Here is a 19,343-nt window from a genome sequence, read left to right on the forward strand (position 1 = left end):
GACCCCATTCAGAGTGCTTCAAATCAGAAGTGAAGAAATATGCGAAGCGTAGCCACGGGGGCGCACAGAATCTCGGTATTGATCAGAAGTTCACGACGAAGTTCCTGCGTCCGAGGGCTGCACGCTCGGCGGCCCGTGCGATTGGAGCATCGTCTCGGTAGGTTGACTTCATGCGTTATGGAGTGACGCTGCCACCGTTCATGGAGTGGTCAGACCCGTTGACGGTTGTCGAGATGGCCGCCGAGGCCGATGAGGCGGGCTGGGATGGCTTCTTCCTGTGGGATCACGTGACGTGGAACCCTGCCTGGGGTGGCACGCCGCCCATCGCTGACGCGTGGACGTGCCTGGCCGCCGCGGCGACCGCGACCTCGCACGTGTTGCTGGGGACGGTGGTGACGCCGCTCGCGCGTCGTCGGCCGCAGATCGTGGCTCGTCAGGTCCTCACCGTCGACCACCTCTCGGGTGGACGCGCGCTCCTGGGTGTTGGTTTGGGCGCCGACTACGACTTCGAGGTCTTCGGGGAGCGGCTGACTGCTCGCGGTGAGGTCCTCGACGAGTCGTTGGCCGTCCTGACGGCATTGTTCACTGGTGGGCCGGTCGACTTCGACGGCACGTATTACCACGTGCATTGTCCGCCGATGCTCCCGACGCCAGTGAACGGCGCGATCCCGATCTGGGTCGGAGGTCACTGGCCGAACCGGGCGCCGTTCGATCGGGCGGCTCGCTTCGACGGCGTCGTTCCCCGCAAGGCCGACGACGAAACGGGGCTGGTCACCACCGATGACCTCCGTGCGATCCGGGTCGCGATCGGGCGGGCGGACGATTTCGCATACGTGGCCAGCGGCTCGACATCCGGTCCCGATGATGTTGCCGCGGTATCGGAGTGGGTGGGGGCAGGTGCGACGTGGTGGCTGGAGAGTATGTACCCGTTCGGTGGGCGCGCCGGGCAGATGCGGGACCGTCTGCGGGCCGGCCCACCTCGCGTCCCGGGTCGGTAGAGACCTTGGGCAGGGGGTCTTCGATGCGCGTGTGTCGATGTCGGCGATCGTCACCCGGTGTTTCGGGGTCACCGGGGACGGTGTGAAGTGTCGTGTTCGGTGTCGAGTACTTCCTGGCTGGCGGCCCAGGACGCGAGGAGCTTGAGGGCGTCGGCGGTGGGTGTGCTGGCGGCGGCGGTGTAGATGTTGAGTTGGAGGCCCGGTTCGGAGGGCAGATCGAGTGCTTCGAAGTCGAGGTCGAGTTGACCGACGGCAGGGTGGCGCAGTCGTTTTCGACCGCTGCGGTGGAAGCGCACGTCTTGTGATGCCCAGCGTTGCCGGAACAGTTCGCTCTGGGTGGACAGTTCCCCGACCAGAGCGATGAGCGCTTTGTCGTGGGGGTTGCGACCCGCTTCGAGTCGGAGCATGGCGGCGGCGTCCTTGGCGATCGTGTCGTAGTCGACGAAGAACACTTCGGCTTCCCGGGGATGGAGGTAGACGAATCGGGTGGTGTTGGCCGGACGGCGAGGGTCTGCGAGCACGGGGGAGTACAGGGCCCGGGCGAGGTCGTTCATCGCGAGGATGTCGTGGCGGCCGTTGCGGATCCACGCAGGTGCGTCGGTGGTGGCGTCGAGTATTTGCTGGATCGCCGGGCGAACCGTCATCGACTGGGTGCGGGGGCGACGGGTGCTGCTTACTCGCGATTGGCGGGCGAGGGCGAGGAGGTGGTCGCGTTCGGCGTCGTCGAGTTGCAGGGCGCCGGCGAGGGAATCCAGAACGCTGTCGGAAGCACCGGATAGGTTGCCGCGTTCCATGCGGACGTAGTAGTCGACCGAGACACCGGCGAGCATGGCTACCTCTTCGCGGCGCAGGCCTTTGACTCGGCGGTTACCTCCGTAGACGGGGAGTCCGCTCTGCTCGGGGGTGATGCGTGCGCGCCGCGTGCTGAGGAATTCGCGGATTTCGGTGCGCAGGTCGATCGAGCTCATGAGTCCACGGTAGGTAGTAACCGCTGGGTGTGGGAGGTACTGGCAGTACCCGGAACGTCCGTGACTCCCCGGACGACCCGAATAGAGGTCGACTGGAAGGCATGAAAGCGACGTACATGTTCGGAGCGGGCGATGTCCGCGTCATCGATGTCCCTGATCACACCATCCAATCGTCCACCGACGCTCTCGTACGGATCGTGCGGGCCTGCGTCTGTGGCAGTGACCTGCATCCCTACCACTCCATGGGTGTCGACCCTGCGGGCACGTCGATGGGGCACGAGTTCATCGGTGTCGTCGAAGCGGTCGGTTCGGACGTGCGGACGGTGCGGGTCGGTGACTTCGTCATCGCGCCGTTCGCGGTGTCGTGTGGCACCTGTGTGTTCTGTGCCCAGGGTCTGCAGACCTCATGCGTGCGCGGCGGGTTCTGGAACGACGCCGCGTTGGGTACGGCGGGTGGTCAGGCCGAAGCAGTCCGCGTGCCGCTGGCCGACGGCACGCTGGTCACGGCGCCGGTCTGCGAGGACGACGACGATGCGCTGCTCGACTCCTTGTTGACGTTGTCGGATGTGTACGGCACCGGCTGGCATGCTGCGGTCCGCGGAGGCGTCGGCGAGGGCAGTGTCGTGACCGTGATCGGTGACGGGGCGGTGGGATTGCTGGCGGTGCTGTCGGCTCGCCAACTCGGCGCCGAGCAGATCGTGTTGATGGGCCGGCACCAGGTGCGGACCGATCTCGGTCGCGAGTTCGGTGCAACCGATGTGGTCGCCGAGCGCGGCGAGGAGGGCATCGCGAGGGTTCGCGAGCTGACCGGCGGACTGGGCAGCGCGATCGTCCTCGAGGCGGTCGGTCACCGGCCCGCCTACGACCAGGCGGTGGGCGTCGTCCGCGCGGGCGGAGTGATCAGTCGGGTGGGGGTGCCTCAGTACGAGGACGCACCGGTCGGGTTCGGGAGCCTGTTCGGACCGAACGTCACGCTGACCGGTGGTCCGGCGCCGGTGCGCGCGTATATCGAGCGCCTACTTCCGGCGGTCCTGGAGGGCACCGTGCAGCCGGGGAGGGTGTTCGACCGGACCGTCGGCCTGGATCAGACGCCGCTGGGGTACGCCGCGATGGACGCCCGCGAAGCGCTCAAGGTTGCGGTCCGGCCGTGACCAGGGCGGTTTCCGGTCGGGCTCGCGCTTTTCGGTGCCGCTCCCTTGCTCGTCGGGCTGGCGCCGGCGGGATGGTGGATGATCGCCTCCCGTGCGGTGCAGGGAATCGGTGCGGCGATCGTCGCACCGACCTCGTTGGCGTTGATCACGACCTATTTCGACGGCGAGGCCCGCAATCGAGCGATCGCCTGGTACGCCGTAACGGCCGGTATCGGTGCCAGCCTCGGTCTCCTCGTCGGGGGTGCGCTCACCGAGTGGGTCTCCTGGCGAGCGGCGTTCCTGGTCAACGTCCCGATCGCGGTCGCGTTGATAGCGTGGTCCGGCACGGTGCTCGTGGAAACACCACGTCGAACGGGGCAGTTCGATGTGATCGGTGCGCTCGCTGCCACACTGGGCATGGGCGCCGTCATCTTCGGGATCATCGAATCCGCCGACGCTGGATGGGGATCGGCCCGGGTGCAGGCTGCTCTGGTCGTCGGGGTGGTCCTGCTGGTTGCGCTGATCGTCCACGAGGGGCGGGTGCGGCAGCCGATCCTGCCCCTGCGGTTGTTCTACAGTCGCGAACGCAGTGGCGCCTACACCGCTCGGCTGCTCTACCTCGGGGCGATGATCCTTGAGTCTATCGGCGCAAACCCGGTCCTTCAGGTCATGGATAGCCGATCTGGATCTGTCGGACTGTGGGGCTAGTGTCTGGGTCATGGCGGGGAGGGTGGTGAAGCGGGCGTTCAAATATCGTTTCTATCCGACTGCGGTGCAGGCGGAACAGCTTGCTCGGACGTTCGGGTGCACCCGGTATGTCTACAACCGGGCGTTGGCGGAGCGGACGCGGGCCTGGTCGCAGGAGCAGCGGCGGGTCACCTACGCGGATACCTCGAAGATACTCACCGGATGGAAGCGGGACCCCGAGACGGAGTGGTTGGCGGAGCCGTCGAAGGGGCCGTTGCAGGAGTCGCTGCGGCAGTTGCAGGGTGCGTTCGAGAGGTTCTGGCGCACGCAGACTGGCTACCCGCAGTTCAAGAGGAAGGGGCGGTCGAAGGATTCGGCGACCTACTTCTCGAACTGCTTCATTTTCAGGGATGGGCAAGTCCGGTTGGCCAAGCAGTCCGAACCCCTGGACATTCGGTGGTCGAGGCCGCTCCCGGAGGGGGCCACGCCGTCGCAGGTGACGGTGTCGCGCAACGCTCGTGGTCAGTACCACATCTCGATTCTCGTCGAGGACACCATCAGCGAACTCGAGCCGGCCGATCGGGTGGTCGGGCTCGACGCCGGGATCACGAGCCTCTACTCGCTCTCGACGGGGGAGAAGATCACCAACCCGCGCCATGAGCGCAGGGATCGTGAGCGGCTGGCGAAGGCGCAGCGGGCACTGGCCAGGAAGCAGAAGGGATCCCGGAACCGGGCCAAGGCCCGACTGAAGGTCGCGAAGATTCATGGTCGGATCGCCGATCGGCGCCGCGATTATCTGCACAAACTCTCCACTCGACTGGTGCGCGAAAACCAAGTGATCGCCATCGAGGACCTGAGTGTGCGGAACATGGTCAAGAATCGGTCGCTGTCTCGGGCGATCTCGGATGCGGGGTGGTCCGAGTTCCGGTCGATGCTCGAATACAAGGCCGACTGGTACGGGCGGCGGGTGGTGGTGATCGACCGGTTCTGTCCGTCGTCGAAGACCTGCTCGGTGTGTGGGGAGGTCGCGTCGGCGATGCCGCTGAACGTGCGGGAGTGGACGTGCCGATGCGGCGTCGTCCATGACCGGGATGTGAACGCGGCAAGGAACATTTTGGCCGTCGGACTGACGGTGACAGCCTGCGGAGACGGTGTGAGACCCCCTCGCACATAACGTGCGGGGTGGCGACTGTCGGTGAAACAGGAACCTCGAGGCGCGAGTCTCGAGGGGATTCTCGGTCGTTCACGGCCGAGAGGAAGTCAACGGGTTCTTCTACTTCACCCAATTGCTGCAGGACGGGTTCGGCTTCTCCCCACTGCAAGCCGGCCTCGGGTTTCTGCCGATGACCCTCGTCAACTTCGCCGTCGCACTCATGGTGCCCCGGCTGAGCGCCCGGCTGTCGAACGGGATTCTGCTCGCCACCGGGACCGCGCTGACCCTGGCCGGCATGGCATGGCTGAGTCGCATCGGCGCACTCGATGCATATCTCGCAGACGTTGCGCTGCCGATGATCCTGGTGGGCGCCGGGCAGGGCCTGGCGTTCGGGGCCGCTGACGAACGCAGGAGTCGCCGGTGTGGACTCGGCGGACGCCGGCGCGGCCTCCGGACTGGTCAACACGGCCCACCAACTCGGGATGGCACTCGGTCTGGGCATCCTCGTCGCACTCTCGGCCAACGCAGGCGGCGCCCTCGACCGGCCGGCAGCGGTGACCGACCACGTCGGCGCCGCCCTCACCGGCAGCGCCATTCTGCTCGTGCTCGCGTTGGCCGTCGTGCTCACGGTGATCGTGCCCGCCGCACGACACCGCACTGCGGGTCCGGGCACCTGGTCCGACAAACACACTCAGCACCCTGTGACCGACCCCAAGGTTGAAGCATGACGATCCCGCTACTGACACTGAACAATGAAACAACCATGCCGGCACTGGGTTTCGGTGTGTTCCAGACGCCGCCTGATGCCACGATTGCCGCGGTCGAGGCGGCGCTGCAAACTGGATACCGGCACATCGACACCGCTGCTGCCTATCAGAACGAACGCGAGGTCGGCGAAGCCATACGCCGCTCGGGCGTCGATCGCGCGGACGTCTTCATCGAGACCAAGATCTGGATTACCGATTACGGCTACGACGCGACTCTGCACGCATTCGGCAAGAGCGCCCGCAAACTCGGAGTCGGCCAAATCGACCTGCTGATACTGCACCAGGCGCTACCCGGCGAATTCACCCTCACCATCGAGGCCTACAACGCACTCGAGACGCTGCTCGCGGACGGCCGCGTCCGCGCCATCGGTGTCAGCAACTTCATGCCCGACCACCTCACGCGACTGCGTGACGAAACTTCGGTGGTGCCGGCGATCAACCAAATCGAGGTGCACCCGTACTTCCGGCAATCCGACGTGCTCACCGCCAACGCCGAACACGGAATCGTGTCCCAGGCATGGTCGCCGATCGGTGGTATCACCTTCTACCGCGACGGTTCCCACGGCTCCACTCTCGACGACCCCACCATCAAGAGCATCGCAGCGGCGCACGGCAAGTCGCCGGCCCAGGCGATGCTGCGGTGGCACCTGCAGCAGGGCCGCCAGGTGATCCCGAAGTCGGTCACCCCGTCGCGTATCACCGAGAACTTCGACGTTTTCGACTTCGATCTCACCGAGGACCAACTTGCCGCGATCGACTCTCTCGACACCGGTGTGCGCGGGGGTCCGGAGCCCGACCACATCACCCGCGAGACATTCGGTCTCGAAATTTCCGAAGCCTGAGGAATCTCATCGGATACATCAAACTCATTTGATGTATCCGGTGGTAACCTGGTGTTGTGGTGTTGGTGCGTCAACCAGTCCCGTCGTTCGTGCAGCTGGCTGCTCATCCGTTGCGGTGGCAGCTGATGGCAGCGCTGTCCGGCGGCGATTACCGGGTCCGGGAGATGGTGACCCTGCTGGGTGAGTCGCAGAACCTCATCTCCTACCACCTGCGCCTGCTGCGCGACGGCGGGCTGGTGAGGGCTACCCGCAGTAGCTTCGACGGCCGCGACAGCTACTACCACCTGGATCTGGACTGCTGTGCCGAGATGCTGACCGGTGCGGGCGCCGCGCTGCACCCGGCGCTCGGGTTGATTCCTACTGCCCCGCAGTTCGATTCGCAGGCACCTGCGTCGGTGCTGTTCGTGTGTACCGGTAACAGTGCCCGTTCCGTGATCGCGGAAGCTCTGCTGCGGCAGCGCACCAACGGCCGGGTCGAAGCACGCAGTGCCGGCACCCGCCCTAAACCGATAATGCACCCGAATGCGGTGCGGGTGCTGCGAGAAGAGTTCGGGATCGACATCTCCGGCCAGAATCCCCGCCACCTGGACGCACTCGCAGACCACCGGTTCGACACGGTAATCACCCTGTGCGACAAGGCTCGTGAAGTCTGTCCGGAGTTCGGTGAGGGCACGCGCTGGATCCACTGGAGCATCCCCGACCCGTCGGAGGCAGGCGGCACCGACGAGGACACCTACCCGGCCTTCCACACGACCGCCGCCGACATCGACACCCGCATCCGGTACCTGGTGCCGAACCTCACCACCGAAACGTGAAAAGGAGCTTGTGATGACGACCCCACGCGACGACTACGTCAGCGTCCGCTACCTGGTCGACGATGTGCCCGCAGCCATCGACTTCTACACCCGCCACCTCGGCTTCACCCTGCACGCAAATCCTGCCCCGGCCTTCGCCGACGTGATCCGCGGCTCGCTGAGGCTCCTGCTGTCGGGGCCGGCCAGTTCGGGGGCTCGCGCAACCCCGGCCGACAATGCCGGTGCGGGGAGGAACCGCATTCACCTCATCGTCGGCGACCTCGACGCCGAAGTCGCCCGCTTGCGTGATGCCGGTGTCGCGTTTCGCAGCGATGTGGTCGCCGGTCCGGGCGGGCGTCAGATCCTGATCGCCGACCCGGCAGGCAACCTGATCGAACTGTTCCAGCCCGTCGCCTGAGGAGCCGGCGACATCGGCTGCCCGGCTACCTCTCGCCGATCGCGCACGAGGCGACGCGCTACCGTGAACGCCGTCCACCGTGATCTCGACAACGGGGAGTGCTGAGCGAAGATGTGGATCAGGTGTTTCCAAGAATCCCCGAACGCATCCGGGGTGCTGCTGTGCTTTCCGCATGGTGGTGGTACGGCGAGCGCCTATCGACAGTTGGCCGAGGCACTGTTCCCGCGGATCGAGTTGCTGGCGGTGCAGTATCCGGGTCGGCAGGATCGCCTCAGCGACGAGATGATTTCCGACGTCGGCGCTATCGCGGAGCAGGTTGTGCGCGAGTCGACTCCGCCCGCGGGTAGGCGCCTCGGAGTGTTCGGTCACAGCATGGGTGCAACGATTGCGTTCGAGGCGGCGCGGCGTTTCGAGCAGCGAGGTCAGGCGCTCGCAGCATTGTTCGTCTCTGGTCGAACAGCACCGAGTGTCGTCCAGCCGACGGCGTTGCACTTGGCAAGCGATCAGGCCTTGCTCGACGACATGCGCCGGCTCGGGGGTGCGGACTCCAATGTGGTGCAGATACTGGTCGAGAACCCCGACCTTGCAGAGCTGGTGCTACCGAGCGTGCGTAACGACTACAAGGCCGTGGAGACCTACAGGTACAAATCCGGGCCGGACGTGTCATGTCCGATCATTGCCCTTCGCGGCGACGCCGACCCGTCGGTGACCGACGCCGACATCCGGCTCTGGAGCGAATTCACGACCGGGACCTTCGACACCTGCGAATTCTCCGGCGGCCATTTCTATATCGATGACCACGCGAACGAGATCGCTTCCCTGGTCGGCTCGCGGTTCAACTGAGCCGGACGAACAGGCAGCAGACCGATCAGGAATAAAGAAGCGCCGGTCCCAGGACTGCCCTTAGCGTGGACACCGAGCGGTCGCCGACGCGGCCGCCGGACCCTGAGGAGACGAGTATGAGTGCCACGATCCGCAGCCTGGTGATTCCGGTGTCCGACCTGGATGCCGCGAAGGCGGTCTACACCGCGCTGCTCGGCGAACCGCACACCGACCAGCCCTATTATGTCGGATACAACGTCGACGGCTTCGAGGTCGCTCTGAATCCAGGCGAGGAAGGCGGGGGACCGGTGGCCTTCGCCGACGTCGAGGATCTCGATGCGAGCCGCGCGACCCTGCTCGCGGCAGGTGCGACCGAGCGGAGCGCCCCGCGTCAGATCGCCCCGGAGGCGCGAGTGTGCGTGCTTGCCGACGCTGACGGCAACCCGATCGGTCTTCGCGGCAAGTAGCAGTCGCCGTGGCCGGGACCGCCACCGTATTCGGCGGTCCCGGCCGTTATCACTGGATCATGGGTGACGCCCGAATTGGCTGGTGGACACGGCGTTCGCTCAGTCGACGCCGATACATCGAGAGGGCACCAGATCCAGCACCACGATTACCTTGCGGCGCCCAGCAGTTCGTCGGAGATGATCCGCATCTGGATCTCGCTGGTGCCCTCGAAGATCTTCGTCAACCGGGCATCGCGCCAGTGCCGCTCCACCTGGAAGTCGGTGGTATACCCGGCACCGCCGTGAATCTGCACGGCCTCACTGGTCACCCGCTCGGCCATCTCCGTGGCCACCAGCTTGCACATCGACGCCTCCAGCGAGCACCGACGGCCGGTGTCGATATCGGTGGCCACCGCATACATCAACTGCCGCGCGGCCTCGATGTCGGCGGCCATCGTCGCGATCTTGAACCGCAGATGCTGGAAGTCGGCCAACTCGTGCCCGAACTGACGGCGGGTGTGCAGGTACGCGATCGAATCCTCCAACGCCGCCCGGGCCAGACCGATCGCCCGGGCCGCGGTGTGCGCCCGCCCCACCTCGAGACCGGACACCGCCAGATAGAAGCCCTTGCCCTCCTCGCCGAGCATCGCGGACGCGGGCACCCGGAAGCCGTCGAACGACAACTCCCACGTGCTCCACCCGAAATACCCGATCTTGCGGATCTTCGTCCCGCTGATCCCGGCCGGGAAACCACCGCGCTGCTTGTCGATCAGGAACGCGCTGATCCCGCGGTGCGGTTTCGCCGGATCCTTGGTCGGGTCGGTGCGCGCGAACAACACCAGGTAGTCGGCCTCGTCGGCGTAGGTGCACCACATCTTCGTGCCACTGATCACCCAGTCGTCGCCGTCGCGGGTCGCGCGGCACGAGATGTTCGCGACGTCGGATCCCGCCTCGGCCTCCGACAACGCGTACGCGCCGAGGTACTCACCCCGCGCGACCTTCGGCAGCAGCGCCGCCTCCTGCTCCGCGGTGAACCCGCCGCCCATCCCGTTGCCGCGGGCCAGCAGTCCGGACACGCTCATCCACGCCCGCGACAACTCCTCCGCGACCAGGCAGTACTCGAACACGCCGAGGCCCAGACCGCCGTGCTCCTCCGGGATCATGATCCCGAAGAACCCGACCTCGGCCATCGCCTTCTTCAACGTGTCCGGGATGGCGCCCTGCACCGGATCCAACTCGTTCGCGACCGGCAGCACCTGCGTCATCGCGAACTCGCGAGCCAGGTCCCGGATCGCCAGGCGGTCCTCGGTGAGATACCGCGGTGAATCTGTCCGCGGCTGCGACGGCCGATGCGTCATGAAGGCTCCTTCGGTTTTGCACAAGGCTACATCTATTTGTGCGGCCAAATCTAGACCCCATCGGCAATGCTGTCATTCCCTCTGCTGCAAGGCAACGCCGCACAGCTGAGAAGACTGCGATTGACGTGCCTGCTGCTCATGAGGAAATGTGGCCGTACAAAGGCTCGGTGAAGTCGATCCGGCAGGAGGTACCACCGGGGACTGGGGAGTCCGGCTCCACCTGTCGACAGTCTCTCCGCCGACCTGTCGCCACGACCGAGCGGATTGGGCTAGGGGTGGGGGAGCGGTTTCGCGTCTCGGGTGCCGAGTAGTGCTGTCATCACAGCGATCTCGTTGCTCTGATCGCGGATCATCCCGCGTGCGACGCGGCGGATCGGTTCCGAGGCGACCGCGTGGATGGCTGCCTCGGCCATCTCGACACCTCCCTGGTGGTGCCGGATCATGAGTTGCAGGAAGAGTGACTCCGCGTCTGCTCCGTGCAGGCCGGCAAGGCGGGTGATCTCGCTGGTGCTTGCAGTTCCCGGCATCGGTGCGCCGCCCTGTTCGCCCATGACGTGATCGGAACCGTGCATCCACTGCATCGGACGCGTTGTGCTGAAGGGTTCGTCGAAGAGGTTGAGCCAGCCGCGCATCGTCGCGATCTCGGAAGTCTGCGCGACGACGATCTGGTCGGCGATGACCCGGATCTGCGGGTCGACGTCCTGCGGCAGTGTCTGGGCGATCAGCACCGCCTGCTCGTGGTGCACCGACATGTCCTGTGCGAAACCGACGTCGGCAGGGGACAGCTGAACCCCGACGGCGCCGGTGTCGCGCGCCGACTGCAGCCACATTCCGGCCGCAATCCCGCCGGCACCGAGCAGCACCGCGCACAGCAACAGAATGATGGGACGGCGGAATGGCGACCGCCGCATGTCACTGCCCATAGGTCGGAGCCTGATTCGCCGGTGCTTGATAGACGGAGTCGTCCAACTGCAGCGCCATGAAACCGTTGTCGCTGCACGAGGTCCAGATCTGGTTGCCGTGGAATTCCGGTGGCGAGAAGCACCAATCCGCGGACAGGTCGCCGAACGCCACCATTCCTGCGCGTGGGCCGAACGCGATCCGCGGATCCGTCTTGCCCTCGAAGACGGCGCGGGCGAGCGGAACGAAATCGAAGAGGGACACACCGATCAGCGACGACAGGGCGTGTGGTGAATTGGTCAACTGGAGATTCTTGCCGGTCTGTGCCGGCGGGTTGTAGTAGGCGATCTCCCGGATGCGGCCGAGGTTGCGGATGTCGAAGACGCGGATCCCGGACGACTCCCAGGAACACGCGAGTGCGGTCGGGTCGGTGGGGCGGTCGACCACGCAGTAGTGCGGATCGTAGGAGAAGACCGAGCCGCCTTGCGAGGACCGAAGGTTCGCGGCGGTGTTGGCGGGAAGCTGGATCTCGAGCTTGATCTTCTGCACGATGTCGGCGTTCGCCGGGTCGGCGACGTCGAAGACCTTGATCCCACCGCCACCGGTTTCGTCGACGGTGAAGATGTAGGGTTTGCCCCCGTACGTGACCGGAATGCTGTGCTGGTTGAAGAACCCGTCGGTCCACAGGTACGTGGCGAGTTGCGGGACGGTGGGATACGGGTCGCCTCGTTGCACAGCGCTGATGTCGAGGACGGTGATCCCACCGAGGTTGGACAGGTACATCCGGTTCCCGTCGGGGGTGATGCCGAAACCGTGCCCGCCGAGTCCGTGCAGCCCCTGCCAGGTGATCCGTGGCTCGGCCGGGTTTCGGATGTCGATGGCGCTGAGGAACCCCGGGGCGGGTCCGGACACCCAGTAGGTGTTGCCGTCGGGGGAGAAGCCGCCTTCATGCGAGATGAACGGCAGCGGCATGGTGACGTCGGTCCCGGCACCTCGGTTCAGCAACCGGGGGTGGGCGCAGTCGGAAATGTCGTAGACGGAGAAGTAGCCGGTGCCCGCGGCGGCCGGGACCGCGGTGGCTGCGAGCAACTTGCGTGCCTTGTTGACCTTCAAACTCTCCCAGGTGCCGCCCAGCATCGCGGGTTCGTTCAGGGTCGTGGACAGCACCGGCTGCGCGGGGTTCGACACGTCGAGTACCTGCACGCCGGGTGTGTCGGGGTCGAGCAGGTTCCCGGGGAAGAACGTGCTGGTGTAGGAGCAGTGGTCGTAGGTCACCGACAGCAGGCCACCACCGCGATCCTGCAGGCCCCCGAGCAGCGACATGTTGCATCGATAACCCTGGGTGCTTCGTCCGCTGTTGCGGTCTTCGGCCGGAACGTCGCCCTGCATACCCGTCTCCTTCAGCGAACCGGGACCGCAGTCGGCCCGCGGGACGGCCGTCGACCCGACGTCGTTGAAGAAGAACGTCTCGGCCGACGCGACGGCGGGTGCGGGGCTCGTCGCGACCCCGAGGACGATCGACACGGCAAGGGCTGAGTAGCCACACCTCGCCGCATTCTGGCGATCCGCATCACCAACTCCCCCCGACGGTGGGCTCGACTACGCGAACGCTAGCAATCAGTACTCCAGTTCACACACAAATCGGCCAACTCCGCGAAACCCGTGTGCGGGCGGGCGACTGTCCCGCCGGAGTGGGGGCGGAGTGGGACGGATCCCTACACTGTGTCCCGTGCGAATCGCGACCTTCAACATCAACGGGATCCGCGCGGCGCAGCGGCGCGGCTTCGAGGACTGGCTCGGCGAGCGTGAACCCGACGTCGTCGCGCTGCAGGAGGTCCGCGCTCGTGCCGCCGCCATCCCGCCGGGGGTGTTCGGCCGGTATCACCTCGCATACGACGAGGGCGAGTTCGCCGGCCGCAACGGTGTCGCGATCCTCACTCGATGCGCACCCGTCGCGGTTCGAACGTGGAGCGGCACGGCGTTGGTGCAGGCACCGGGTGAAACGCACATCGAGAGAGTCGAACTGGAGCCGGAGCCGTTGGCTCGGGGTCTGGGGGAGTTCGCGAACCATGGTCGGTACATCGAGGTCGACCTCGCCGAGTCGCCGATCACCGTCGTCTCGATGTATCTGCCGAAGGGCGGCCTGCCTGCCCATCTCCAGAAGCCCGGGCGGATGCGGGAGGCCCCCGACGGGGGCGTCCGCTACGACCGCAAGATGCGCTTTCTCTCCGCGTTCGCGCGCCAGCTGACCCGCTCGCGCCGCACGGCTCGCGCGCGGGGCAGAGAACTGCTGTTGATGGGTGACCTCAATATTGCGCACACCCGGTACGACGTACGGAACTGGCGGCGCAGCAATCAGGCCGAGGGCTATCTGCCGGAGGAGCGCGAGTGGTTCGACTCCATCGTGTCGCCGCGCACCCTCGTCGACGTCGTCCGGCGACACCATCCGGACGTCGACGGTCCGTACTCGTGGTGGTCGTGGCTGGGACAGTCGTTCGTGAACGATGTCGGGTGGCGCATCGACTACCACCTCGCGACGCCGCAACTGGCGCGGACGGCGGTCACGGCCGGCACCGACCGGGACCCGGCGGCGGATCGCCGGATGAGCGATCACGCGCCGGTCGTCGTCGACTACGAATTCTGAGCTGCGCCGGTCACCTCGTTCGCCGTGAGGCCGGAGGGTCAGGTGGTCAGCTTCATGGACAGGAAGGCCAGGGTTGCCCCGAACTCCCGGATCTGGCTGGGCTGGTCCGGCCGGCATGCCCAGGTGATCAGGTCTCGATCGGCTACCAGGTCGGCGGCGCGCCGACGTGACTCTTCGGGGTCGGGCGGTGTCGCCCGAAGCGCATCACCCAGCCGGCTCAGGGGTTCGACGAGCGGGATGAGCTCGGAAGGCGGGCGGTTCTCCGGTGTGAAAACCAGCTGAGCGCTCTTGATCACCGTCATCGCCGCGAGCCACGAACCTTCCCAGGTACCGGCCTGGTCATTCGGTGGGTGCATGGCGCCAGCGTAGACATCGGGGAGCGAGTCTCGCTGGGACTTCATCGGCCTGCCCCCGATCGCACCGAATGTTGCTTCCGAAACCGCACGGACGATCGACTCATCGGCGATGGGTGCGCACATGCCTTCTACGGCTGTGCGACGACGGTGTTTCCGTTGTCGTCGGTGCAGTTGATCGTGTAGCCGATCTCCGCCGATTCCGGGTCTCCCGCGAGGCGGCATTCCCACCTGTCGAAGCTGTACACCGGTTCACTCTTGTCGCGTCCCGTGAAGTACTTCGTGAGCATCGTGTGCGCCTCGTCGCACCGGAGTGTCCCCTTCACGATGACCACGGTCGCGGGCTTTCCCGTCTCCGGGTAGGTAACGGGGCCACACTGATTCGATCCGCGGGCCTGCTGGGGAAGCGGTGCGGCGGTGGGCGCGATCGGTGGTGGGGTTACGCTGGGAATGCTCACCGGCAGCGGCGTGAATTCAAATTTGTACCCGTTCGTGGCGACGGTAAAGCCCTTGCCCGCCGCATCCTCCCGGCACGAGACTCCCGAGAACTGCACATTGCAACTGAATCCGTCGACCGCGAGGGTGGTGTCATAGGGGAGGACATTGGCGTTGCCGGGAAAGAGTGCCTCGTTCCAGTTCTGGAAGTTCGGCTCCTTCCCCGCCTCGACTGCGATGAGGTCGGCCTCGGCGGGCGGGCCGCCGTCCGGCGACGCGATCTGCGGGGTTCCCGGGACTCCCAAAGGCCCCGCGGTGGGATGCGAAGCGCATCCGGCGAGCTTCTTGTCGGGAATGATCGCACACAACCATTTTCCCGACGGCGTGACGAAGCCGAACGCGTCGCTCTCCGGGTCGCTCGACGCGTACTGCTTCGCATCGACGCCGTTGACGGCCGGTTCGGCTGACGGTGGCTCACTCGAGGCGCTCGGTGCGACGGACTCGGTGCCGTCGGTCGACGACGCATCCTGGGTGCAGGCAGCGAGAAGAAGAGACGAGGCACCGGCGATCGAGGCCAGAGCCACCGCGGACCGCCGTCGAATCCTGGTCATGCGTCACACCCCTTTCGGTTCGGTCCGCGGGACCGATCGCCTGAGATGTTCCCACGAATACCGGGGTGTCGCGTCGCATCGACGGATCGGCCCCGAACACTGCTGGTGGTGGCGAGCGGGCGTGGGCCGTCGATCCCGCGGTTCGAAAACGTGACGGTGCTAGAATTCTGGGGCATTGTCGCAGGTCCAGCAGTTGATGTACCCCGGATCTTCCTGTCGGAGTCGCCCGGCCGAGGAGGCCGTTCCATGGCTGAGTCATCGGTATTACCCGCGGATCTCGGCGGCAGCCCGGATCTCGAACGCATCGTCCTCGAACACGCGTATCGCGGCGCGCACCTGCAAGTCGCACTGCGTGGTGTGCTTGCGCTCTTCATCGCGTTGACACTGCTGTTCGTCCCGCCCATGAACGATGCGAATGTGTGCCTGGCGATCCTGACCGGCTACGCATTCTGGACCGTCGGGCTCGCGCTGTGGACCCGCCGAGGAGGTCCGGGTCCGGTGAACGCGATGTGGCTCGCCCTGTTCGTGGACCTTGCGGTCATCGGTAGCCTCACGCTGTTGACCGGTATTGCGGCGCAACAGAGTTGGACCGCCGACATCTTGACCAACGGACTGTTCGTGATCCCGTTACTGGCCTGCACTCAGCTACGCCCGGGTGTCTGCGCTTCCGTGGTCGTGCCCACGGTGCTGGTGTTCCTCGCCGCCAGTTGGGCCACGATGGCGTCGAACGAGGAACCGTGGTCGTCCATCCTGCTCAGCACGATGGCACTCGCCATCCTCTCGGCGGGCGCAGTCGTGCTCAGTAGAATTCAACGATCCAGAGTGCTCACCATCGGTCACCTCGTCCACGACCGCACCGCCCTGCTCGCGGAGTTGATGGGCCTCGAACAGCGCGAACGACGTGCGTTGTCCGAGCAACTCCACGACGGGGCGCTGCAATTCGTGCTTGCCGCGAAGATGGATCTCGACGACCTCACCGGCAGCGCCGATCCGGAGGCCGTCGATCGCATCACCCACGCACTCACCGAATCCGCGTCTCTGTTGAGGGCCACTGTCTCGGAACTCCATCCCACGGTGCTCGATCGCGTCGGACTTGCCCGTGCTCTCGGCGACATCGTCCGGTCCGCCCAGGCGCGCGGCGGTTTCGACGTGGATCTCCAGACCGTGGAATGGGACGACGACTTACGCACGTCGGCCGACGACGTGCTGTTCAGCGCCGCACGCGAATTGCTCAGCAACGTGGTCAAGCACGCGAGAGCCCGGACCGTCCGGGTCGAACTGACTCGGACGGGTGAGCATGCGGTCCTCGACGTCACCGACGACGGGTGTGGCATCTCCCGTGAAGCGATCGACCGCAGTCTCAGCCGAGGGCACATCGGACTCACGTCGCACGAACTCCGCGTCGTCGCGGCCGGCGGCAGCTTCTCCGTCCGCCCGGGACCACGTTCGGGGACGGTTGCCCACATCGAGATGCCGTTCGAGGTCGTGACAGCGTCCGATTCCCTCACGATCTCGGCGCACTAGTCCATCACTCGACGCCGAGCATCACCTCGGTGGACTTCACGAGCACCGTCGCAGCCACGCCGGCCTGCAGACCGAGTTCCTCGACCGCCTCCTTCGTGATGGACGCGGTGACGATCTGCTCGCCTCCGTCGAGACGCACCTTCACTGTCGCCATCACACTGCCGAGGGTGACCTCGGTGATCGTTCCGGTGAGCTGGTTCCGGGTGGACAAACGCATCGTGAACCTCCGTCTCGCGGCCTGTGGTTCCGACGCTAGCCGCAACCACTCCGGAATGGGTGAGGTTGGACCTCGAGTCAGTCGGAGGTGACGGTCGACGGACTCGGTTCCAGGAGCGCAGTCAGACAGGTGGGCCCCAGGCCGATCTCCGGCCACCCCGCCGAGATCATGATGTCGTGTGGGCGCGTACACGTGCCGAGCCAGTAGTTCGGCTCCGTGCGGTAGGCGGGTACTCCACCCCACTTCCGGGGTGAGCCGGACCGTGGCAGATAGGGGTCGGCAACGCCGACGACAGACCCCAACTGCAGCAGCACCGACAGATACGACCATTGGGTGTCGGGATCCGCCGGATCGGACAGCACCCGTGTCTCGTGGTGTGCGCGCTCGGCGGTCCGCCCCGTGGCGGTCAACGCGAGACGGACGTGGATTCCCGACGAGAACGCGACAATTCCGAGGAGGTCGAGGGTGTGGTGAGTTCCGGACGCGAGAATGGTGGGACCGTGCACTGCGGTCCCACTGGCTGTCGGCGGCGCGAATGCCGGCCAACGCGCTCTGCGCATGCCCACGATGGTGCCCCTACATCGAGGCGGAATCAACGTCCCACGCCCGCGGGCGTGGGACGGGACTCGAGACGGCAGGCGCGGCAGAATGGCGTGAGGACGCTCGAGGCGTCACTTCCGGGAACGCTTATCGTGGATGGAGGTCGAGGCGGGTGGAGGACGGAAGGTTCGCAGCGGAGGGAGTGTCCATGGAGTCGCTGCCGGATTCGCGGATGCTGCTCGCGGTCCTCGAATACAGTCCGGCGTTGGTGTTCGTGTCCGAATTCGTGTCCGGTCGGATCGTGTACGTCAATCCCGCGGGTGTCGGCGTCCTCGGATTCGGTGATGCCGTGCATGCGTACTCGAGGACGACGGCGGAACTGTTCACCGACGTCGGCCTCGTGCAGGCGCGTGACGTGGAGTCGGCTCTGGCCGACCGGGGAGAGTGGACCGGGTTGACCGAGTTTCGCCATTTCGTCACGGGCGAGCCGATCCCGATGCTGATTTCGACGTTCGTGCTCGAATACACGGAGACCGGGCCGGCGGTGATCGGGTCGATTGCCCAGGATCGCCGCGGCGCCGAACACGACGAGCAACGCCTGCAGCGCGCATTGGGGGAGTCCGCGTACCGGGCCCGGGAGCAGCAGGCGATCGCCGACCTGAGCCAACTCGCCGTCGGCGGAGACCTCGATGAACTCCTCACGGCGGCGGCTGGGGCGGCGGCCGCGCTGATGGGTGTGCACTGTTCGTCGATCGCACGGGTGGCCGACGACGGCGAACTCACGGTGCTCGCCTACCGCGGACCCGAGCCCGGTCCGAAGACGTTCTCGCCGGGGCCGGGATCGCAGCCCGGGTACGCCGCTGCAAATGGGTCGGTGATCGTGTGCACCGATCGGGTCCACGAATCCCGGTTCTCCACGGCGGGGATGAGCGGGCGCGGGCTGCAGAGCGGGGTGTGCGTTCCGTTCGGCTCCGAAGAGGTGTGGGGTGTGTTGACGGCGCACAGTCGTCGTCCCCGTGACTACACCGAGCGTGACCTGACCTTTTTGCGTTCGGTGACAGCCGTGCTCTCCGCGGCGATCCGCCGTATCGAGGCAGAGGCCGCGCTGGTGCACCAGAGCTTGCACGACCCGCTGACGGGATTGCCGAACCGCACATTGGCTCGCCGCCGGCTCGACGAGGCCCTGGACGCGGCGCCGCACGGTGGCCCGCGCGTGGCGCTGCTGCTGGTGGATCTCGACGACTTCAAGACCGTTAACGACAGCCTCGGTCACGCGGTTGGCGACGACGCGCTGATCGTGCTCGCCAGGCATCTGCGGTCGGCGGTGCGCCCGGGCGATACCGTTGCCCGCATCGGCGGCGACGAATTCGTGGTCGTCTGTGAGCACGTCGCGGGCGCGGCGGAGGCGGTCGCGATTGCCGCCCGGATCGCCGGTAGCTTCGCCGACCTGAACCGGGCGCGGTCACTCGAGTGGCCGATCAGTGCCAGTATCGGTGTTGCACTGTCCGATCCCGAGTGCACCCGTGAAGAGCTCGTTCGGCGGGCGGACTCGGCGATGTATCGTGCAAAGGCAGCGGGAGCGGGCGGTTACGCGCTCTACGACGGCACCTTCTAGCGCAGCAGCAGGCCCCCGATCGGTGCGGTGTTGCCGACGCGACACGAAATCGTGGCCACCGCTAGGCACCCTGGGGTGGGGAAATTGTCATCTTGACGCGCTTCGCGACGCGTCGAATACT

The 19,343-nt window shown here is 66.1% G+C and carries 20 protein-coding genes and 1 pseudogene; 13 read left to right on the forward strand and 8 right to left on the reverse strand.

Features of this window, described 5'->3' with window-relative positions:
* The first annotated feature begins 170 nt into the window (after positions 1-170).
* A complete protein-coding gene (locus CJ179_RS31260; protein WP_072943290.1) occupies positions 171-998 on the forward strand; it encodes an LLM class flavin-dependent oxidoreductase in 828 nt (275 codons plus the stop codon).
* 68 nt (positions 999-1,066) lie between these two features.
* Here CJ179_RS31260 and CJ179_RS31265 read toward each other — a convergent pair whose 3' ends face one another.
* The gene (locus tag CJ179_RS31265) at positions 1,067-1,966 is read right to left on the reverse strand and encodes a helix-turn-helix transcriptional regulator (RefSeq protein ID WP_095863979.1); all 900 of its coding nucleotides are present in this window, start codon (positions 1,964-1,966) and stop codon (positions 1,067-1,069) included.
* 101 nt (positions 1,967-2,067) lie between these two features.
* Here CJ179_RS31265 and CJ179_RS31270 point away from each other — a divergent pair, with 101 nt between their 5' ends.
* From CJ179_RS31270 to CJ179_RS31310, 9 genes and pseudogenes are all read left to right on the forward strand, one after another.
* Positions 2,068-3,117 (forward strand): alcohol dehydrogenase catalytic domain-containing protein, encoded by a 1,050-nt coding sequence (locus CJ179_RS31270; protein ID WP_072943293.1) that lies wholly within the window; start codon positions 2,068-2,070, stop codon positions 3,115-3,117.
* A 27-nt stretch (positions 3,118-3,144) separates the two neighbouring features.
* Positions 3,145-3,804: pseudogene (locus CJ179_RS31275) on the forward strand (MFS transporter); the annotation flags it as partial.
* Positions 3,805-3,814: 10 nt separating this feature from the next.
* Complete coding sequence (locus tag CJ179_RS31280) at positions 3,815-4,957, forward strand: RNA-guided endonuclease TnpB family protein (protein WP_095863980.1); 1,143 nt, start codon at positions 3,815-3,817, stop codon at positions 4,955-4,957.
* A 401-nt stretch (positions 4,958-5,358) separates the two neighbouring features.
* Entirely contained in the window at positions 5,359-5,664 is a 306-nt protein-coding gene (locus CJ179_RS53000) for a hypothetical protein (RefSeq protein WP_257015871.1), read from the forward strand.
* A complete protein-coding gene (locus CJ179_RS31290; RefSeq protein ID WP_095863981.1) occupies positions 5,661-6,545 on the forward strand; it encodes an aldo/keto reductase in 885 nt (294 codons plus the stop codon). The genes CJ179_RS53000 and CJ179_RS31290 overlap by 4 nt, the downstream gene beginning before the upstream one ends.
* 56 nt (positions 6,546-6,601) lie before the next feature.
* The gene (locus tag CJ179_RS31295) at positions 6,602-7,360 is read left to right on the forward strand and encodes an ArsR family transcriptional regulator (RefSeq protein ID WP_095863982.1); all 759 of its coding nucleotides are present in this window, start codon (positions 6,602-6,604) and stop codon (positions 7,358-7,360) included.
* A gap of 13 nt (positions 7,361-7,373) precedes the next feature.
* On the forward strand, positions 7,374-7,757 hold the full coding sequence (locus CJ179_RS31300) for a VOC family protein (RefSeq protein WP_095863983.1): 384 nt from the start codon (positions 7,374-7,376) through the stop codon (positions 7,755-7,757).
* A gap of 153 nt (positions 7,758-7,910) precedes the next feature.
* Positions 7,911-8,600, forward strand: coding sequence for a thioesterase II family protein (locus CJ179_RS31305; RefSeq protein ID WP_257015872.1), 690 nt, complete (start codon positions 7,911-7,913; stop codon positions 8,598-8,600).
* Between the two features lie 116 nt (positions 8,601-8,716).
* On the forward strand, positions 8,717-9,046 hold the full coding sequence (locus CJ179_RS31310; protein WP_072943302.1) for a VOC family protein: 330 nt from the start codon (positions 8,717-8,719) through the stop codon (positions 9,044-9,046).
* A gap of 146 nt (positions 9,047-9,192) precedes the next feature.
* On the opposite strand, the gene CJ179_RS31315 is transcribed toward CJ179_RS31310, so the two are convergent.
* From CJ179_RS31315 to CJ179_RS31325, 3 genes are all read right to left on the reverse strand, one after another.
* Positions 9,193-10,383 (reverse strand): acyl-CoA dehydrogenase family protein, encoded by a 1,191-nt coding sequence (locus CJ179_RS31315; protein ID WP_095863985.1) that lies wholly within the window; start codon positions 10,381-10,383, stop codon positions 9,193-9,195.
* A 269-nt stretch (positions 10,384-10,652) separates the two neighbouring features.
* On the reverse strand, positions 10,653-11,306 hold the full coding sequence (locus CJ179_RS31320; RefSeq protein ID WP_095863986.1) for a DUF305 domain-containing protein: 654 nt from the start codon (positions 11,304-11,306) through the stop codon (positions 10,653-10,655).
* Positions 11,296-12,801, reverse strand: coding sequence for an LVIVD repeat-containing protein (locus tag CJ179_RS31325; protein ID WP_257015881.1), 1,506 nt, complete (start codon positions 12,799-12,801; stop codon positions 11,296-11,298). Before CJ179_RS31325 ends, CJ179_RS31320 begins: the two co-directional genes overlap by 11 nt.
* A 211-nt stretch (positions 12,802-13,012) precedes the next feature.
* Here CJ179_RS31325 and CJ179_RS31330 point away from each other — a divergent pair, with 211 nt between their 5' ends.
* Positions 13,013-13,927 carry an exodeoxyribonuclease III gene (locus CJ179_RS31330; RefSeq protein WP_095863987.1) on the forward strand — a complete coding sequence of 305 codons (915 nt, stop codon included), beginning with the start codon at positions 13,013-13,015 and terminating at the stop codon, positions 13,925-13,927.
* Positions 13,928-13,965: 38 nt separating this feature from the next.
* On the opposite strand, the gene CJ179_RS31335 is transcribed toward CJ179_RS31330, so the two are convergent.
* Together CJ179_RS31335 and CJ179_RS31340 are read right to left on the reverse strand one after the other, a co-directional pair.
* Entirely contained in the window at positions 13,966-14,283 is a 318-nt protein-coding gene (locus tag CJ179_RS31335; RefSeq protein ID WP_072943354.1) for a hypothetical protein, read from the reverse strand.
* A gap of 128 nt (positions 14,284-14,411) precedes the next feature.
* Positions 14,412-15,326, reverse strand: coding sequence for a hypothetical protein (locus CJ179_RS31340; protein WP_095863988.1), 915 nt, complete (start codon positions 15,324-15,326; stop codon positions 14,412-14,414).
* A 246-nt stretch (positions 15,327-15,572) separates the two neighbouring features.
* On the opposite strand from CJ179_RS31340, the gene CJ179_RS31345 reads away from it, so the two are divergent.
* On the forward strand, positions 15,573-16,850 hold the full coding sequence (locus CJ179_RS31345; RefSeq protein WP_095863989.1) for a sensor histidine kinase: 1,278 nt from the start codon (positions 15,573-15,575) through the stop codon (positions 16,848-16,850).
* A 4-nt stretch (positions 16,851-16,854) separates the two neighbouring features.
* Here the strand turns inward: CJ179_RS31345 and CJ179_RS31350 are convergent, their stop codons facing one another.
* Both CJ179_RS31350 and CJ179_RS31355 read right to left on the reverse strand, forming a co-directional pair.
* Positions 16,855-17,067, reverse strand: a complete 213-nt coding sequence (locus tag CJ179_RS31350; RefSeq protein ID WP_072943314.1) for a molybdopterin-binding protein — start codon at positions 17,065-17,067, stop codon at positions 16,855-16,857.
* A 77-nt stretch (positions 17,068-17,144) separates the two neighbouring features.
* Positions 17,145-17,627 carry a hypothetical protein gene (locus tag CJ179_RS31355; protein ID WP_072943316.1) on the reverse strand — a complete coding sequence of 161 codons (483 nt, stop codon included), beginning with the start codon at positions 17,625-17,627 and terminating at the stop codon, positions 17,145-17,147.
* A 188-nt stretch (positions 17,628-17,815) separates the two neighbouring features.
* Between CJ179_RS31355 and CJ179_RS31360 the strand changes: the two genes are divergently transcribed.
* Positions 17,816-19,222, forward strand: coding sequence for a sensor domain-containing diguanylate cyclase (locus CJ179_RS31360; RefSeq protein ID WP_095864049.1), 1,407 nt, complete (start codon positions 17,816-17,818; stop codon positions 19,220-19,222).
* Positions 19,223-19,343 lie beyond the last annotated feature (121 nt).

Source organism: Rhodococcus sp. ACS1 (assembly GCF_002300155.1).
In the GTDB taxonomy this organism is placed as follows: Bacteria; Actinomycetota; Actinomycetes; order Mycobacteriales; family Mycobacteriaceae; genus Rhodococcus_F; species Rhodococcus_F koreensis.

Excerpts from the sequence above, each read along its gene's own strand:
- CJ179_RS31265 (WP_095863979.1), bottom strand. The coding sequence starts at position 1,966 with ATGAGCTCGATCGACCTGCGCACCGAAATCCGCGAATTCCTCAGCACG.
- CJ179_RS31290 (WP_095863981.1), top strand. The coding sequence starts at position 5,661 with ATGACGATCCCGCTACTGACACTGAACAATGAAACAACCATGCCGGCA.
- CJ179_RS31310 (WP_072943302.1), top strand. The coding sequence starts at position 8,717 with ATGAGTGCCACGATCCGCAGCCTGGTGATTCCGGTGTCCGACCTGGAT.
- CJ179_RS31280 (WP_095863980.1), top strand. The coding sequence starts at position 3,815 with ATGGCGGGGAGGGTGGTGAAGCGGGCGTTCAAATATCGTTTCTATCCG.
- CJ179_RS31260 (WP_072943290.1), top strand. The coding sequence starts at position 171 with ATGCGTTATGGAGTGACGCTGCCACCGTTCATGGAGTGGTCAGACCCG.
- CJ179_RS31345 (WP_095863989.1), top strand. The coding sequence starts at position 15,573 with ATGGCTGAGTCATCGGTATTACCCGCGGATCTCGGCGGCAGCCCGGAT.
- CJ179_RS31350 (WP_072943314.1), bottom strand. The coding sequence starts at position 17,067 with ATGCGTTTGTCCACCCGGAACCAGCTCACCGGAACGATCACCGAGGTC.
- CJ179_RS31300 (WP_095863983.1), top strand. The coding sequence starts at position 7,374 with ATGACGACCCCACGCGACGACTACGTCAGCGTCCGCTACCTGGTCGAC.
- CJ179_RS31315 (WP_095863985.1), bottom strand. The coding sequence starts at position 10,383 with ATGACGCATCGGCCGTCGCAGCCGCGGACAGATTCACCGCGGTATCTC.
- CJ179_RS31360 (WP_095864049.1), top strand. The coding sequence starts at position 17,816 with ATGGAGTCGCTGCCGGATTCGCGGATGCTGCTCGCGGTCCTCGAATAC.
- CJ179_RS31270 (WP_072943293.1), top strand. The coding sequence starts at position 2,068 with ATGAAAGCGACGTACATGTTCGGAGCGGGCGATGTCCGCGTCATCGAT.
- CJ179_RS31355 (WP_072943316.1), bottom strand. The coding sequence starts at position 17,627 with ATGCGCAGAGCGCGTTGGCCGGCATTCGCGCCGCCGACAGCCAGTGGG.
- CJ179_RS31335 (WP_072943354.1), bottom strand. The coding sequence starts at position 14,283 with ATGCACCCACCGAATGACCAGGCCGGTACCTGGGAAGGTTCGTGGCTC.
- CJ179_RS31320 (WP_095863986.1), bottom strand. The coding sequence starts at position 11,306 with ATGGGCAGTGACATGCGGCGGTCGCCATTCCGCCGTCCCATCATTCTG.
- CJ179_RS31340 (WP_095863988.1), bottom strand. The coding sequence starts at position 15,326 with ATGACCAGGATTCGACGGCGGTCCGCGGTGGCTCTGGCCTCGATCGCC.